Annotated in this window: 12 protein-coding genes and 1 pseudogene; 7 read left to right on the top strand and 6 right to left on the bottom strand. The window is 57.6% G+C overall.

Annotated elements, in window-relative coordinates; genetic code table 11:
* Positions 1-75: 75 nt before the first annotated feature.
* From ilvD to ACGS9J_RS19910, 3 genes are read left to right on the top strand one after another with little or no spacing between them, the layout of a single operon-like run.
* Positions 76-1,926, top strand: a complete 1,851-nt coding sequence (gene ilvD, locus ACGS9J_RS19920) for a dihydroxy-acid dehydratase (RefSeq protein ID WP_442232507.1) — start codon at positions 76-78, stop codon at positions 1,924-1,926.
* A 5-nt stretch (positions 1,927-1,931) separates the two neighbouring features.
* On the top strand, positions 1,932-3,476 hold the full coding sequence (gene ilvA / locus ACGS9J_RS19915) for a threonine ammonia-lyase, biosynthetic (RefSeq protein ID WP_041415091.1): 1,545 nt from the start codon (positions 1,932-1,934) through the stop codon (positions 3,474-3,476).
* 21 nt (positions 3,477-3,497) lie between these two features.
* Positions 3,498-4,199, top strand: coding sequence for a DUF2461 domain-containing protein (locus ACGS9J_RS19910; protein WP_442232506.1), 702 nt, complete (start codon positions 3,498-3,500; stop codon positions 4,197-4,199).
* Here the strand turns inward: ACGS9J_RS19910 and ilvY are convergent.
* Positions 4,194-5,078: an HTH-type transcriptional activator IlvY gene (ilvY, locus tag ACGS9J_RS19905; RefSeq protein ID WP_442232505.1), complete on the bottom strand. Its 885-nt coding sequence runs from the start codon at positions 5,076-5,078 to the stop codon at positions 4,194-4,196. The two genes, ACGS9J_RS19910 and ilvY, sit on opposite strands and share 6 nt — an antisense overlap.
* Positions 5,079-5,257: 179 nt before the next feature.
* Here ilvY and ilvC point away from each other — a divergent pair, with 179 nt between their 5' ends.
* Positions 5,258-6,733: a ketol-acid reductoisomerase gene (gene ilvC / locus ACGS9J_RS19900; protein WP_442232530.1), complete on the top strand. Its 1,476-nt coding sequence runs from the start codon at positions 5,258-5,260 to the stop codon at positions 6,731-6,733.
* Positions 6,734-6,930: 197 nt separating this feature from the next.
* On the opposite strand, the gene ACGS9J_RS19895 is transcribed toward ilvC, so the two are convergent.
* Both ACGS9J_RS19895 and ACGS9J_RS19890 read right to left on the bottom strand, forming a co-directional pair.
* Positions 6,931-7,863 (bottom strand): sugar kinase, encoded by a 933-nt coding sequence (locus tag ACGS9J_RS19895; RefSeq protein WP_442232504.1) that lies wholly within the window; start codon positions 7,861-7,863, stop codon positions 6,931-6,933.
* A 165-nt stretch (positions 7,864-8,028) separates the two neighbouring features.
* Entirely contained in the window at positions 8,029-8,232 is a 204-nt protein-coding gene (locus ACGS9J_RS19890) for a 2-hydroxymuconate tautomerase family protein (RefSeq protein ID WP_442232503.1), read from the bottom strand.
* 145 nt (positions 8,233-8,377) lie between these two features.
* Here ACGS9J_RS19890 and pdeH point away from each other — a divergent pair, with 145 nt between their 5' ends.
* Positions 8,378-9,163, top strand: coding sequence for a cyclic-guanylate-specific phosphodiesterase (pdeH, locus tag ACGS9J_RS19885; RefSeq protein ID WP_442232502.1), 786 nt, complete (start codon positions 8,378-8,380; stop codon positions 9,161-9,163).
* 100 nt (positions 9,164-9,263) lie between these two features.
* Positions 9,264-11,297: an AsmA family protein gene (locus ACGS9J_RS19880; protein WP_442232501.1), complete on the top strand. Its 2,034-nt coding sequence runs from the start codon at positions 9,264-9,266 to the stop codon at positions 11,295-11,297.
* 28 nt (positions 11,298-11,325) lie between these two features.
* On the opposite strand, the pseudogene ACGS9J_RS19875 reads toward ACGS9J_RS19880, so the two are convergent.
* From ACGS9J_RS19875 to yhjD, 3 genes and pseudogenes are all read right to left on the bottom strand, one after another.
* A pseudogene (locus ACGS9J_RS19875) lies at positions 11,326-12,093 on the bottom strand (CDP-diacylglycerol diphosphatase); the annotation flags it as partial.
* Positions 12,094-12,192: 99 nt separating this feature from the next.
* Positions 12,193-13,515 (bottom strand): MFS transporter, encoded by a 1,323-nt coding sequence (locus tag ACGS9J_RS19870; RefSeq protein ID WP_442232500.1) that lies wholly within the window; start codon positions 13,513-13,515, stop codon positions 12,193-12,195.
* A 328-nt stretch (positions 13,516-13,843) separates the two neighbouring features.
* Positions 13,844-14,863: an inner membrane protein YhjD gene (yhjD, locus tag ACGS9J_RS19865; RefSeq protein WP_442232499.1), complete on the bottom strand. Its 1,020-nt coding sequence runs from the start codon at positions 14,861-14,863 to the stop codon at positions 13,844-13,846.
* Between the two features lie 341 nt (positions 14,864-15,204).
* On the opposite strand from yhjD, the gene ACGS9J_RS19860 reads away from it, so the two are divergent.
* Positions 15,205-16,071, top strand: coding sequence for a crotonase/enoyl-CoA hydratase family protein (locus ACGS9J_RS19860; protein ID WP_442232498.1), 867 nt, complete (start codon positions 15,205-15,207; stop codon positions 16,069-16,071).
* Positions 16,072-16,085 lie beyond the last annotated feature (14 nt).

The following is a 16,085-nucleotide window of genomic DNA, read 5'->3' as shown; positions in this document are numbered from 1 at the left end:
GTAAAGCGACAGACAGACAAGAATATCCAGGCGGTTCGTTCGCCGCCTGTAATAAATACATTTGGAGTGAAGAGCATGCCTAAGTACCGTTCCGCCACCACCACCCACGGCCGCAACATGGCGGGTGCCCGCGCATTATGGCGCGCGACCGGAATGACCGATGACGATTTTGGCAAACCCATTATCGCGGTGGTTAACTCCTTTACCCAGTTCGTTCCGGGCCATGTGCATCTGCGTGATTTGGGCAAGCTGGTTGCAGAACAGATCGAAGCCTCAGGCGGCGTAGCCAAAGAGTTCAACACCATTGCGGTGGATGACGGTATCGCCATGGGCCACGGCGGCATGCTCTATTCCCTGCCGTCGCGCGAACTGATCGCCGACTCGGTCGAATACATGGTCAATGCCCACTGTGCGGATGCGATGGTGTGCATTTCCAACTGCGACAAAATCACCCCGGGCATGTTGATGGCGTCACTGCGCCTGAACATTCCGGTGATTTTCGTTTCCGGCGGCCCGATGGAAGCCGGTAAAACCAAGCTCTCCAATCAAATCATCAAGCTGGATCTGGTCGATGCAATGATCCAGGGGGCCAACCCGAACGTCAGCGACGCCGACAGCGAACAAATTGAACGCTCAGCCTGCCCGACCTGCGGTTCCTGTTCCGGCATGTTCACCGCCAACTCAATGAACTGTTTGACCGAAGCGCTGGGCCTGTCGCAACCGGGTAACGGCTCGCTGCTGGCGACCCATGCCGACCGTAAGGATCTGTTCCTCAACGCCGGTAAACGCATCGTTGCCCTGACCAAACGCTACTACGAGCAAGACGACGAAAGCGCACTGCCGCGCAGCATCGCCAACAAGGCGGCGTTTGAAAACGCCATGACGCTGGATATCGCCATGGGCGGGTCGACCAATACCGTGCTGCACCTGCTGGCTGCCGCGCAGGAGGGCGAAATTGATTTCACCATGGAAGATATCGACCGCCTGTCACGCAAGGTGCCGCACCTGTGTAAAGTGGCGCCAAGCACCCCGAAATACCATATGGAAGACGTGCACCGCGCCGGCGGCGTGCTGGCGATCCTCGGTGAGCTGGACCGCGCAAACCTGCTGAACCGCGATGTGTACAACATCCTGGGGCTGACCCTGCCGCAGACGCTGGATCGGTACGACATCATGCTGACCAAGGATGAGGCGGTGAAAAAAATGTTCCGCGCCGGTCCGGCGGGCATTCGTACCACCAAGGCGTTCTCGCAAGATTGCCGCTGGGATACGCTGGACGATGATCGTGCCGAAGGCTGTATCCGCTCGCTGGAAAATGCGTTCAGCCAGGATGGTGGCTTGGCCGTGCTGTACGGCAACATGGCGCTGGACGGCAGCATCGTCAAGACCGCCGGCGTCGATAAAGACAACCTGACTTTCCGTGGTCCGGCCAAAGTGTATGAAAGCCAGGACTCCGCGGTGGAAGCGATCCTCGGCGGCAAAGTGGTTGCCGGCGATGTGGTGGTGATCCGCTACGAAGGGCCGAAGGGCGGGCCGGGCATGCAGGAAATGCTGTACCCAACCACCTACCTGAAGTCGATGGGCCTGGGCAAAGCCTGTGCGCTGATCACCGACGGACGTTTCTCGGGCGGGACTTCGGGCCTGTCTATCGGCCACGTTTCTCCGGAAGCGGGCAGCGGCGGCCTGATTGCGCTGGTCGAAGATGGCGACATGATCGACATCGATATTCCTAATCGCAGCATGGTGCTGGACGTCACGGACAGCGAACTGGCGGCTCGCCGTGAAGTGGAGCTGGCGCGTGGCGATCTGGCCTGGACACCGAAAAACCGTGAGCGTCAGGTTTCCTTTGCCCTGCGTGCCTATGCCATGTTGGCGACCAGCGCCGACAAAGGTGCCGTACGCGACAAGAGCAAGCTGGGAGGCTAAGCATCATGGCGGTATCGCAACCCCTACCCGACGCCCCCTGTGGCGCGGAGTATTTGCGAGCGGTGCTCCGCTCGCCGGTTTACGAGGTGGCTCAGGTCACCCCGTTGCAGGCCATGAGCAAAATTTCTTCGCGCCTCGGCAATACCATTCTGGTGAAGCGCGAAGATCGTCAGCCGGTGCACAGTTTCAAGCTGCGCGGGGCCTATGCCATGATCGCCAGCCTGAACGAAGAGCAAAAAGCGCGCGGCGTGGTGACGGCTTCGGCCGGCAACCATGCGCAAGGCGTGGCTTATTCCGGCAAACGGCTGGGGATTAAAACGCTGATCGTCATGCCGGTGTCCACTGCAGACATCAAAGTGGATGCGGTGCGTGGTTTCGGCGGCGAAGTGCTGTTGCACGGCGCTAATTTTGATGAAGCCAAGGCCAGAGCGATCGAGCTTTCGCACAAGCAGGGCATGACCTTCGTTCCCCCGTTTGATCACCCGACGGTGATCGCCGGGCAGGGCACGCTGGCGATGGAACTGTTGCAACAGGACGCGCACCTTGACCGGGTGTTTGTTCCGGTTGGCGGCGGTGGCCTGGCGGCCGGCGTGGCGGTATTAATCAAGCAACTGATGCCGCAGATCAAAGTGATCGGCGTGGAGGCGGAAGACTCCGCCTGTCTGCGAGCGGCGCTGGATGCCGGGCATCCGGTGGATCTGGCGCGTGTCGGGCTGTTTGCCGAAGGCGTGGCGGTGAAGCGCATCGGTGACGAAACCTTCCGCCTGTGCCGGGAATATCTGGACGACGTGATCACCGTCGACAGCGACGCTATCTGCGCGGCGGTCAAAGATTTGTTCGAAGACGTACGCGCCATTGCTGAACCCTCCGGCGCGCTGGCGTTGGCCGGGCTGAAGAAGTATGTGCAGCAGCACAACATCCAGGGCGAACGCCTGGCGCATGTGCTGTCCGGCGCCAACCTGAACTTCCACGGTTTGCGCTATGTGTCGGAACGCTGCGAATTGGGCGAACAGCGCGAAGCCCTGCTGGCGGTGACCATTCCGGAGCAAAAAGGCAGCTTCCTGAAGTTTTGCCAACTGCTGGGCGGCCGGTCGGTAACCGAGTTCAATTACCGTTACGCCGATGCGGATAACGCCTGCATTTTCGTCGGTGTCCGTCTGACGCGCGGCCATGCCGAACGTCTGGAAATTATCGATGAACTGAACGCCGACGGTTATCAGGTGGTGGATCTGTCCGACGACGAAATGGCCAAGCTGCATGTGCGTTATATGGTGGGCGGGCGTCCTTCGAAACCGCTGCGCGAGCGGCTGTACAGCTTTGAATTCCCGGAGTCGCCGGGCGCGTTGCTGAAGTTTTTGCAAACCCTGGGCACCCACTGGAATATTTCGCTGTTCCATTACCGCAGCCACGGCACCGACTTTGGCCGCGTGCTGGCAGGCTTTGAGCTGTCGCAGACCGAACCTGAGTTTGAGCAGCATCTGCAGGCGCTGGGCTACGACTGCCACGATGAAACCGATAACCCGGCGTTCCGCTTCTTTTTGCAGGGCTAAGGGAACCGACAAGGACGGCGCATGACGGATCAATTTAACGGCTTTAGCCAACAGGGCCTGAATTTTCTGCAGCAGGTGCGGGTCGAGAACGACAAAGAGTGGTTTGAGGCCAACCGCGGCGTTTACGATAGCGAGCTGCTGACGCCGTTCCGTTTGCTGGTGGCTGAGCTGGCCCCGACGATGCTGGCGATCGATCCACAGTTCGAAACCCGGCCGGCGATCGGCAAAACGCTGTCGCGCATTCACCGCGACACGCGTTTTTCGCACGACAAGTCACGTTACCGCAGCCGCATGTGGCTGACGTTCAAACGGCCGAGCAAAGACTGGAAGGACGCACCGGTTTATTTCTTCGAACTGGGGCCGGACATGTTGCGCTACGGGTTGGGCTATTACAGTGCCAACAAGCCAACCATGGACCTGTTTCGCCATACGCTGCAACGTCGTCCGCAGCCATTTCTCGACGTCGCGGCCTGCTGTCGACCCCCTTTCGAGCTGGTGGGGGAAAGCTACAAACGCCCGCTGGTTAAAGAGCAGGCGGCAGACATCGCTACCTGGTACAACCGTAAATCCTTCGCCGTGATGGCCACCGATAGCCAGGTGGAGAGGTTGTTCAACGCTGGTCTGACACAGAGGCTGGCGCAGGGCTTCCGGCAGTTGGAGCCGCTCTACCACTGGTTGATGCAGGTGGAGGCGATGAAGCAAGTCGACCCGGCAGATTTATGACAGCAAGCGCCAGAAAGCATCGATCAGTGGATCGCTGAGGCGTTTTTTCTGCACGCAGACCCCCAGCTCGAACGGCTCGACCATGGAGATGTTCTCTAACTGCGAGATGCGGTTACGCACCGGCTCCGGGCTGTTGTCCACCACCACGCCGGGGATCAGCGCGATGCCGCAACCCAGAGCCACCATGGAAACTATGGCTTCGTGGCCGCCGACGGTGGCGTAAATCAGCGGATTGGCGATGCGCTGGCGGCGGAACCACAGCTCGATGCGTTTTCGTGACGGGCCATGCTCCGGCAGGATAAACGGAATATTGGCCCAGTCGGGCTGCTCGGCAAAGGCCTGACTGCGCACGGCACACGGTAGCGCCGGGGCAATCAGCACCAGCGGGATCTCGCCGATTTTGGTGAAGGCTACGCTGGTGGGCAGGGTTTCAGGCCGGCCGGCAATACCCAGATCGGCTTCGTTGGACTGAACTTTATCGACCGCGTCGGCAGCATCGCCGGTGGTGAGTTTAATTTCTACCAGCGGATGCTGTGCGCGGAAGCGGTCGAGGATCGGCGGCAGGTGGCTGTAGGCGGCGGTGACCGAGCAAAACAGCCGCAGTTCGCCGCTCAGCGAAGGGCCATGTTGGCCTAGCGAATGTTTCAACTGCTGGTATTGCAACAGCGTCTGCTGAGCAAAATCTTTTAGCTGTTCACCGGCATTGGTGAGCTGCACAGTGCGGTTATCGCGCAAAAACAGCGGCTGCCCGAGGATCTCTTCCAGCCGTTGGATCTGGCGGGAAAGCGTCGACGGGCTGACGTGCATCGCCTTGGCGGTGCGGCCAAAGTGATGGCTTTCGGCCAGATGAAGAAACAGCTTTAAATCACGCAAATCCATATCAGTACGCTCGCAGCAAGAGTGTTGCATAAATTGCAATATCACGTTCGTAATATATCAATTTAAGCAACGCGTTTCCTGTTATACATTGAGTTTAACGAATCTCCGCACAGACAGGGCGGGGAATGAAAATAACATCGATGACCAAAATCGACACAACATCTAACTGGAGTACCACCATGGCTAACTATTTCAACACATTGAACCTGCGTCAGCAGTTGGCGCAATTGGGTAAATGCCGCTTTATGACACGTGACGAATTCGCTGACGAAGCCGGCTACCTGAAAGGCAAAAAAGTGGTGATTGTCGGCTGTGGCGCCCAGGGTCTGAACCAAGGCCTGAACATGCGTGACTCGGGCCTGGATGTTGCCTACGCCCTGCGCAAAGAAGCCATCGACGAAAAACGCCCTTCATGGCGTAAAGCGACCGAGAACGGTTTCAAGGTGGGGACTTACGAAGAACTGATCCCGCAGGCAGACCTGGTGGTTAACCTGACGCCGGACAAGCAGCACACCTCCGTAGTGCGTGCCGTACAGCCGCTGATGAAAGACGGCGCGGCGCTGGGCTACTCTCACGGCTTCAACATCGTTGAAGTGGGTGAGCAGGTGCGTAAAGACATCACCGTGGTGATGGTTGCGCCAAAATGTCCGGGCACCGAAGTGCGTGAAGAATACAAACGCGGTTTCGGCGTACCGACCCTGATTGCGGTTCACCCGGAAAACGACCCTAAAGGCGAAGGCATGGCGATTGCCAAGGCTTGGGCTGCCGCGACCGGCGGTCATCGTGCCGGCGTACTGGAATCTTCCTTCGTTGCCGAAGTGAAATCTGACCTGATGGGTGAGCAAACCATCCTGTGTGGCATGTTGCAGGCGGGTTCACTGCTGTGTTTCGACAAACTGGTTGCTGAAGGCACCGAACCGGCTTATGCAGAAAAACTGATCCAGTTCGGTTGGGAAACCATTACCGAAGCGCTGAAGCAGGGCGGCATCACCCTGATGATGGATCGCCTGTCCAACCCGGCTAAACTGCGTGCTTATGCGCTGTCCGAACAGCTGAAAGAGATCATGGCGCCACTGTTCCAGAAACACATGGACGACATCATCTCCGGCGCCTTCTCCAGCGGCATGATGGCCGACTGGGCAGAAGACGACGTGAAACTGCTGAACTGGCGTGAAGAGACCGGCAAATCGGCGTTTGAAAACGCGCCGCAGTTTGAAGGCAAAATCAGCGAGCAGGAATACTTTGACCACGGCGTACTGATGGTCGCGATGGTTAAAGCCGGTGTTGAGTTGGCGTTCGAAACCATGGTGGATGCAGGCATCATCGAAGAATCCGCTTACTACGAATCACTGCACGAGCTGCCGCTGATCGCCAACACCATTGCGCGTAAGCGTCTGTACGAAATGAACGTGGTTATCTCTGATACCGCGGAGTACGGTAACTACCTGTTCGCCAACGCGGCAGTGCCATTGCTGAAAGAGTTCATGACCACCCTGCAAGCGGGTGACCTGGGCAAATCCGTGGCCGGCACTTCAGTCGACAACGCGCAACTGCGTGACGTGAACGAAGCGGTGCGTAATCACCCAATCGAATCCGTTGGCCGTAAGCTGCGCGGGTATATGACGGATATGAAACGTATCGCGGTAGCAGGCTAAATACCCGTCGTCTTTCAGGCTGTAGCGTTGTTACCTGCACTATCACACCCCAGTCACTTACTAAAGTAAGCTCCTGGGGATGAGATAGCTTGGCGCCTGGCTACAACCTGAAATCCATAGGGTATTAAGATGGATTTTCGAGTCCAATAAAAAGGCCAGCGTTGATGCTGGCCTTTCGCATTTCTACGGAACCGGAATTACTGCGGCATGGCTGCGAGCGGAATAATGGCGCCGCGATGCTGGATCACCGTGCTGGCCGTCAGATGGCCGCGTTGCGCCGCTTGTGCGGTATCACCGCCGGTTAAGCGCACCGCCAGGTAACCGGCGCTGAAGGAATCTCCGGCCGCTGTGGTATCCACCACTTTTTCTTTCGGCAGCCGTACCGCCGGGATTTCCAATTCCGTGCCTTCGGCGCTGAACACCAGACAGGCATCCGCACCGCGTTTGATCACAATCTCTGCCACGCCCAGTTGTTGCGTACGCTGCACCACCTGTTCCACCGGCTGTTTGCCCCACAGCAAATCTTCATCATCCAGCGTCAGGAAGGCGATGTCGGTGCAGGCCAGTACCTCGCGATAAACCTGCTGCGTTTCCTCCCTGTTTTGCCACAGGCGCGGGCGATAGTTGTTATCGAAAATCACCTTACCGCCGTTGGCTCGACACTGACGCAACAACGCCAGCAGCTTGGTGCGGCTGGCCGCGTCGAGGATCGCCACGCTGATGCCGCTAAGGTATAAATAGTCGAAATGGGCCAGTTGCTCGCACAAACTCTCTGCCTGCGGGCTGGTCAGCCAGTAGCGGGCAGCCGCGTCGTTACGCCAGTAGTAAAAGGTACGTTCGCCGGTTTCATCGGTTTCGATCACGTACAACCCCGGCAGCTTGTTTTCCAGCCGTTGGATCAAACCGATGTTCACCTTTTCCTGCTGCCAGGCCTGCAGCATTTCCTCGCTGAAACTGTCGGTGCCGAGTGCGGTAACGTAATGCACCTGCAGCGTGGTTTCCGCCACCTGGCGGGCGATGTAAACGGCGGTGTTTAGCGTATCGCCGCCAAAACCGCGGCTAAGGTCCGCGCCTTTCTGCGACAGTTCAATCATGCATTCGCCGATCACGGCAAGATTCTGGGTGGTCATAGTCAACGAGCCCTGGCTGAAAGAAGAAGGTGGATGGATGCGAAACGCATCCAGTCTCAACGCAAGGGACGGGGGAGTCAATAAAAATAAAACAACGTTTTAATTTAATCATGACGGCGATCGGGAAACCCAAAAGTTTCCCGATCCAGGGGCCAGATCCCGGCGTTATTTAGCGGCGGCGCGCAGGTCGGTGACGCATTTGCCGCCGATACCCCAGTTGTCGGTTTCCACTTCATCGATGACCACCACGGTAGTGGCCGGGTTTTTCCCCAGCGTATCTACCAGCAGTTGGGTTACACCGGCGATCAACTGCTTCTTTTGCTCCGCTGTCGCGCCTTCACGGGTAATTTTGATATTGACGTAGGGCATGTTTTTTTCCTTGGTGTTTGATATCGCTATTCACTGTAGAAGGCTTTCGCCGCCGCTTAAAGTTTTATCGCCCGCTGCCGATAAACCCAAGGGAGCAATCACGCAGCCTGAGCGTTTTCATTTCCCTTCAATGGCGATAGTCCCAATGACAACCAAGATGATTTCTGGTCTGCTGGCGCCATTCCTTGCCGTATGCACGCAGGTAAAAGCGCAGCATTATTGGCGGCAATGCCGGCGGCAGTATACCTTCCAGCCGATCTACCGCACCTGCGGCACTTTACTGGCGCTCGAACTGCTGACGGCGGTGTCGCATCCTGCCGCGCCGGACAAGCCCCTGTCGCCTGAGCATTATTTTGCCGCCCTCGATGTTCGCAAGCGTCTGCAGATCATTCAGGAACAACTGACGTTGCTCCAGCACTGGCAGCCGTTGCTGACCCGCCAGGCGCTGATGGTATCGGTCAATATCGATGGCATTGCGTTGCAGGCGCTACAGCGGCACGGCGCATTGCAACGCCAGATTGCCGGCATGCCTTATCTGCGCTTCGAGCTGGTGGAGCACGCAGGCATGGCTTTGAACGGCTCGTTGCAGCAAATTGCCGGCGCAGAGCGGCTGTGGCTGGATGACTTCGGCAGCGGGCTGGCGAACTTCTCCGCCGTCAGTACCTGGCGCTATCAATACATCAAGGTAGCGCGTGAATTATTCACTTTGCTTAAGCAAACGGAAGATGGGATCCAACTGCTCTCCACCCTGGTCAGAATAATGAATCAGCACAGCGAAGGGGTGATTGTCGAAGGGGTGGAAACCGAGCAGGAATGGCGGCTGGTGCAGCGTTCCGGCGCCCTGGCAGCGCAGGGCTACTACCTTTCCCGTCCGGCCCGTTTCGAAACCCTGCAAACCTTGCCCAGGTTGTTTTCCGCGCCAGCGGCCTGATCCCGGTCCCCCTAAAGCGTGAACTCTTGCCTATCCTCGGCTAGGCTTGATAAAAGTGGCTTATCAATTATTGGCAAGTTATCGCGTTCAGGGAGCCGTTATGACAAGAACAGGAAAAGCGTTCACTTGGGTGGGGGGGATTGTGCTGCTGATCATCGCTGCGTTGGTGATCTTTGCGCTGGCCTTCGACTGGAATCGCCTCAAACCGACTATCAATGACAAAGTGTCTGCCGAGTTGCACCGTCCGTTCGCTATCCGTGGCGATTTAGGCGTGGCGTGGACGCGCGATAAGGAGGAAGGCGGCTGGCGCGCCTGGGTACCCTGGCCGCGAATTCATGCCGAAGACATCGTGCTGGGTAACCCGAAAAATATCCCGGGTGACCACATGGTCCAGTTGCAACGCGTCGAAGCCAGCATCTCGCCGCTGGCACTGCTGGGCAAAGAAGTGTTGATCCCGCGTATCTGGCTAAAGCAGCCAAACGCCAGCCTGCAGCGCCTGGCCAACGGCGAGAATAACTGGACCTTTAACCTGGCCGGCGATCCCAACCAGCCGCCGTCCGCCTGGTCGGTGAACATTCATGACATCGTATTCGATCGCGGCCAGATTGCGTTCAAAGACGCCACGCTGAAGGCGAATTTTCGCGCGGAGATTGACCCGCTCGGCAAACCTCTGCCGTTCAGCGAGGTGACGGGCAAAAAAGACGCCGACAAAGCCATCGCGCCTGACTATGTTTTCGGTTGGAAGGTGAAAGGCACCTATAACGGCGAGCCACTGGCAGGCAGCGGCAAGATCGGCGGGATGCTGTCGTTGCAAAGCGCCGATCAGCCATTCCCGCTGCAGGCCGATGTACGTTCCGGCACCACCCGGGTGGTGGTGGCGGGCACGCTGTCTGATCCGATGAACCTCGGCGGGCTGGACTTGCAGCTTAAATTCTCCGGCGACAGCCTGGGGAATCTGTATGGCCTGACCGGCGTGCTGCTGCCCAATACCCCGCCGTATTCCACCGATGGTCACCTGATTGCCCGGCTGCACGAAAAAGGCGGTGCGGTATTCCAGTACCAGAAATTCGACGGCAAAATCGGCGACAGCGATATTCACGGCGATTTGAAATATGTCGCCGGCAAACCCCGGCCGAAGCTGAGCGGTGAAGTGCTGTCGAAACAGCTGCGTTTCGCCGATCTGGCGCCCCTGATTGGGGCGGATTCCAACACGGAAAAAGCCGGACGCGGTGAGAAGAGCCGCCAGCCGGCCGGCAAGGTGCTGCCGGTAGAGAAATTTGAGACCCAAAGCTGGAAGGTGATGGATGCGGACGTCAAATTCACCGCCAAGCGCATCGAGCACGGCAGTTCGCTGCCGCTGAGCGATCTCTATACCCATTTGCAGTTGGATAACGGCGCCATCCTGATGGATCCGTTGCGCTTCGGCGTGGCCGGGGGCAACTTAAACTCTACCCTGCGCCTCGACGGCAGTAAAAATCCGATGCAGGGCCGGGTGGATATGCATGCGCGTAAATTCCAACTCAAGCAGTTGCTGCCGAATGTGGGATCGATGAAACGCAGCCTGGGGCAATTGAACGGCGATGCCAAACTGACCGGCCGCGGCAATTCGGTGGCCGATCTGCTGGCGACCAGCAGCGGCGATCTGCGCATGGTGATCAACAACGGGGTCATCAGCCGCAGCCTGATGGAAATTCTCGGGTTAAACGTCGGCAACTATTTGGTGGCGCAGCTGTTTGGTGACGACGTCGTGGGCATCAACTGCGCGGCGGCGGATGTCGGGATCAGCAACGGCGTGGCCGCCCCGCGGTTGTTTGTGTTCGACACCGAGAACGCGATTATCAATATCAGTGGCAATACTAATTTCGCCACGGAGCGGCTGGATTTGTCCATCGATCCGGAAAGTAAGGGGATGCGCGTGCTGACGCTGCGTTCGCCGCTGTATGTGAAGGGGACGTTCGCGCACCCGGATGCCGGGGTGAAGGCCGGCCCGTTGATTGCGCGCGGTGCGGCTGCGGTGGCGCTGGGGGTGGTACTGACACCGGCTGCGGCCCTGCTGGCACTGGTTTCCCCAAGCGAAGGCGGCGAGGAAAACCAGTGCGGCCAAATTCTGCAGCAAATGAAGAAGAAAAAATGACTGTAACGGCCCGCACTGCGGGCCATTTTTATTGCAGAACCCGGCAGTCGTGATCCTGAATTTCTTCCGCCGAAGCCAGGGTAAACGGCAGCAGACTGCGCTCGGTGGCCAACAACAGGAAGTCGCCACCCGGCAATGCGGTCATCGCCAGGCCGAAACTGCCCATACGGCCCTCTGTGCGTTGTACGCCCTCCGCCAGCAAGCGGAACGCACCCTGTTTTTCCAGGTCGTCAGCGGTGACCTTACGCACCAAATAGTCATGCCCAAGCAAGCCGCCCGGCATCGGCTCCCACTGTTCGCTGTAATCCTTCGCATACTGCGCCAGCCGCGTTTTTACCGCCGGCAGCAGGCAGGAGATGTGGATGTGCAGCTGATTCTGAGTTCGCCCATATTCTGAATTGATCGCCAGCGAAATATCAGCGTCATCAATCTCTTTGCCGTACTTATCTGCCATGAAATGCCGCGCCGCCCAGGCTTGCGCAAAGAAATTCGGGGTGTCGGCTTCCAGTACTTCAGGGCTTTCAATACCGGTGATTTTTGCGGTTGGCATCAGCAAATACTGCAGCGGCCCGTTGCGGTCCTTAAACACCACAAAACCGGCCTGTGGGTCGACTTGCGCACAGGGAGCGGGGTTGTTATGCGCTTGCTGGTTGGGCAAACACTGCTGGCTGACGATGCGCCACAGCGCGTTTGAGTGGGAGGGCATCAACCAGAACCAGATACCCAGCGCAATGGCGATCACCACCAACGGCGCAACGTACAAAGACAGCCTGCGGCGCAGAGACATTATTGATTTCCATTTCCGTCAAAAGAGAAGCATTCAGCATAGTCTGATTTTATGACAGGAGACAACGCGGGAAGTGCGGCCCGCCTGACGGGGGCCGCATAAGCAGGGTTACAGCGACTGGTCGCGGGTCTCTTTCATCAGCAACAGGGCGATCAGCGTGAGGCTGGCCATCGCCGCCAGATACAGGCCAACGTAGAACAGACCGTAGTGCGTTGCCAGCCAGGTGGCGATATAAGGTGCCACCGCGGCCCCGAGGATCGACGCCACGTTGTAGGAAAACGATGCGCCGGTATAACGGACTTCGGTCGGGAACAGCTCTGGCAGCAGCGCGCCCATCGGACCGAAGGTCAGCCCCATGATGCTCAGGCCGCACAGCAGGAAGCCCATCACCAGCGTCTGGTTACCGGAGCCCAACATGCTTGGGAACAGGAAGGCGAAGGCGATCATCAGCAGGGTGATGACGATCATGGTCTTGCGGCGGCCAAAGGCATCCGCCAGCAGGCCGGCAATCGGCACCATAACGCCAAAGCCGATCACCGCCACCATCAGCATCCACAGGAAGCTGTTACGCGAGTAACCCAGCCCCAGCGGTTGCGGTGTGGTGCCATAGGTCATCGAGTACACCGTCATCAGGTAGAACAGCGTATAGGTCGCCAGCATGATGAAGGTGCCGAGGATGGTCACTTTCAGATGCTTGCTGAGCAGGGTACCAAGTGGAATTTTCACCTGTTTGCCGGCTTTCGCTACCTTGGCGAACACCGGCGTTTCATGCAGCGATACGCGCACGTACAGGCCAATCAACACCAGCGCGGCGGACAGGATAAACGGCACGCGCCAGCCCCATTCCATAAACTGTTGGTCAGTCAGCAGCCAGGAGAGCAGCAGGAAGGTGCCGTTGGCGAAGAAGAAGCCGATAGGGGCGCCCAACTGCGGGAACGAGCCGTACAGCGCCCGCTTTTTGGCCGGGGCATTCTCGGTGGCCAACAAGGCCGCTCCGCCCCATTCACCGCCCAGACCCAAGCCCTGACCGAAACGCGCCAGTGCCAGCAGGATAGGGGCAAAGATGCCAATGGTTTCGTAGCTTGGCAACAGGCCGATCAGCACGGTGGAAATCCCCATGGTGAGCAGCGAGGCGACCAGCGTCACCTTACGCCCCACGCGATCGCCGAAGTGGCCGAACAGCGCCGAACCAATCGGACGCGCCACGAAAGCGACGGCGAAAGTGGCCAGCGACTGCAGCGTAGCCGTGGTGGGATCGCCCTGCGGGAAGAAGATATGCGGGAACACGATCACCGCCGCGGTGGCGTAAATATAGAAATCGAAAAACTCGATGGCCGTCCCGACCAGCGAGGCGACAATCACTTTTCCGCGTGAGTTAACCGGTGTTGACGCGTCGTCGGCGTCCAGAGTTGGTGCGATGGAGGCTTGCATAATGTTTCTTATATTTTGAATTTGTAAAAATCCATCTTAGTCATAGCAAAATGCCTTTTCAATGATGAAACTTTGTACAATGCCGTGATTAACCGGTTAAAAAGCTTAATGTTTCATTGGTGCGTTCTCGCATAGATTTTAACGTTGCCAAATGAATGATTTGCAGACTGAACATCTGTAAAAGCCGGAAAGAAAAGTTAGCCGGTAGTTTGTTATGCTGGTTTTGGCCGGTGTGGTGTCTTTGAATTGGTTTTATATGCTGGATTTTCGGCTTAAATGCGGAATAAAAAACCGGCCATTAGGAAATGACCGGTATGATTGCGTTGATTTAGGGCACGGATTGTTCTGACTCCGGCAGGGTTTTATCCTCTTTATACTGCGCCGTCGCGATCCAGGCAGCGCAAAACAGCGTCAGGCGGGCGAAGAAATAGAAAAACGCCATCAGCCCAATCACCGAACCAAAGGCGGCGCCGGAAGGGGATTTTGCCACCTGCGGCAAGGTCATGGTCATTACAAACTTAATCACCTCGAAACCGATAGCGGCAAGCAGCGTACCGCGCAGCAGCGCTTTCTTCTTCGGCTTATGCCGTGGCAGCATCCAGAAGATCCACAGGAACAGCAGGTAGTTGGCAAAGATGGAGATCGACAGCGCAATCAGCGTCATCGCCGGTCGCAGCCATTCGATGCCTTCCAGGCCCAGCGCGTGGACGATTGCTGCCTGTGCCGAACCGGCGATTGAGGTCAGCGTCAGGGTGATAATCAGCGCCACCACCAGGCCGGTCAGCGAGACAAAGTCGCGGGTGTATTTGAAGTAGATTTTTTCCTGATCCTGCGGATTGCGTTCCCAGACGTCACGCGACTGCGCGCGGATCGCCTCACGCAGGTTGCCCATCCAACTGATCCCTGAATACAGCGCCAGCGCCAGGCCGGTTAACCCGACCGTGGTACGTTGCTGAATGGCGGTATTGACGGTGTTTTTCAGCGTGCCGGCCAGGGTCGGATCGCTGATGCTGCCGACAATTTTATTAATCAGCCCGGTCAGCAGGTCCGGGTTGGATGCCAGTACAAAGCCGACGGCGGCGAACGACACCATCAGAATCGGGATCAGCGAAAGAAACGAGAAATAGGTGATGGCCGCGCCGAATTGGCTGCCCAGACGATCGTTAAAGCGCTCGGTAGCGCGCAGCAGGTGGGCGATGCTTGGCCAGGCCTTGATACGCTCAATCAGGCGTGAAAATCCGGAAATGCGCCGGTCAATTTTCTGGTGGCCGGTCTTGATGTCGATCAGCGGTTTTTGCGGCGCTTCACTGTTGGGCTGATGGGGGTCTTTATCTGATCCTGTAGGCATTACGTCACGATATCCTTAACGATAAATAAGCTGTCTCAATTTTGATTATAGCCAAAAGGCTCGGCGTTTTGGCTGTCGGGGGCGGCAACCGGCTAATTTGTGAGCTTAGCGCGTTCGCCCTCCCGGTGAAATGTTGCGACGCGCCGATGGGTAAAATTCTTATGTCAGCCGCGTCCCAGCGCGGTTTTTTTCATTCTCCGACCTTCAATTTTTATCTGTTTCATCACCAAGAAAGCGTTTACTCATGATGTGGCGCAGCGGTTTACCCACCGTTGCGCGACTGCAGCCGTAGGGGCTGGAACGGTTTCAACTGTTATCACTAGAGAAAATGGAAGGTCATTATGAAATTACTTAATCATCCCACCTGTCGTCCGTTTACCGAAGCGGGTCCTTTGACACAGATTTCTGCCTATTATGAGGAGGGGCGGCGCATCATGTGGATGCTGCTGCGTGCCGAGCCGCGCCCTTGTTTCAACCAGGCGTTAATCGAAGACATCATGACGCTGGCGCAGGCAGCAAAAGAGTCCTCATTGCAGTTTGATTTTTGGGTCACCGGGTCGTTGGTGCCGAATATGTTCAATGTCGGCGGCGATCTGCAGTTCTTTGCCGAGGCGATTAAAAACCGCAAACGTGAGGCGATGATGGCTTACGCCCGCGCCTGTATTGACTGTGTACATGCGGCGGCTCGCGGGTTCGATACCGGCGCGGTCAGTATTGCGATGGTGGAGGGCAGTGCGTTGGGAGGCGGTTTTGAAGCGGCGCTGGCGCACCATTTCGTTCTGGCGCAGAACAATGCGCGTATGGGGTTCCCGGAAATTGCGTTTAACCTGTTCCCCGGCATGGGCGGTTATTCACTGGTGGCGCGCAAGGCGGGCATGCGCCTGGCGGAAGAACTGATCTGGGGAGGCGAGTCACACACCGCAGAATGGTTCGAAAGCCGTGGTCTGGTCGATCAACTGTTCCAGCCCGGTGATGCCTATGTGGCCACCCGTACCTTCATCGATACCATTCGGCCCAAACTGAACGGGATGCGCGCGATGTTGCGCGCCCGCCAGCGGGTGCTGCAGTTGACGCGTTCGGAGCTGATGGATATTACCGAAGACTGGGTGCATTCGGCCTTCACCATCGAGGAAAAAGATCGCGCCTATATCGAACGTCTGGTTATGCTGCAAGACCGCCATACGTTAAACCTGCGTCGTGCAGGCTAATATGACCCTGCCCG

It is taken from the genome of Serratia quinivorans, from assembly GCF_052113645.1.
GTDB classification, from domain to species: domain Bacteria; phylum Pseudomonadota; class Gammaproteobacteria; order Enterobacterales; family Enterobacteriaceae; genus Serratia; species Serratia quinivorans_B.
The sequence above is the reverse complement of the archived record's forward strand: the minus strand, read 5'-3'. Positions and strand labels throughout refer to the sequence as shown.

Excerpts from the sequence above, each read along its gene's own strand:
- ilvD (WP_442232507.1), top strand. The coding sequence starts at position 76 with ATGCCTAAGTACCGTTCCGCCACCACCACCCACGGCCGCAACATGGCG.
- ilvA (WP_041415091.1), top strand. The coding sequence starts at position 1,932 with ATGGCGGTATCGCAACCCCTACCCGACGCCCCCTGTGGCGCGGAGTAT.
- ACGS9J_RS19910 (WP_442232506.1), top strand. The coding sequence starts at position 3,498 with ATGACGGATCAATTTAACGGCTTTAGCCAACAGGGCCTGAATTTTCTG.
- ilvY (WP_442232505.1), bottom strand. The coding sequence starts at position 5,078 with ATGGATTTGCGTGATTTAAAGCTGTTTCTTCATCTGGCCGAAAGCCAT.
- ilvC (WP_442232530.1), top strand. The coding sequence starts at position 5,258 with ATGGCTAACTATTTCAACACATTGAACCTGCGTCAGCAGTTGGCGCAA.
- ACGS9J_RS19895 (WP_442232504.1), bottom strand. The coding sequence starts at position 7,863 with ATGACCACCCAGAATCTTGCCGTGATCGGCGAATGCATGATTGAACTG.
- ACGS9J_RS19890 (WP_442232503.1), bottom strand. The coding sequence starts at position 8,232 with ATGCCCTACGTCAATATCAAAATTACCCGTGAAGGCGCGACAGCGGAG.
- pdeH (WP_442232502.1), top strand. The coding sequence starts at position 8,378 with ATGACAACCAAGATGATTTCTGGTCTGCTGGCGCCATTCCTTGCCGTA.
- ACGS9J_RS19880 (WP_442232501.1), top strand. The coding sequence starts at position 9,264 with ATGACAAGAACAGGAAAAGCGTTCACTTGGGTGGGGGGGATTGTGCTG.
- ACGS9J_RS19870 (WP_442232500.1), bottom strand. The coding sequence starts at position 13,515 with ATGCAAGCCTCCATCGCACCAACTCTGGACGCCGACGACGCGTCAACA.
- yhjD (WP_442232499.1), bottom strand. The coding sequence starts at position 14,863 with ATGCCTACAGGATCAGATAAAGACCCCCATCAGCCCAACAGTGAAGCG.
- ACGS9J_RS19860 (WP_442232498.1), top strand. The coding sequence starts at position 15,205 with ATGAAATTACTTAATCATCCCACCTGTCGTCCGTTTACCGAAGCGGGT.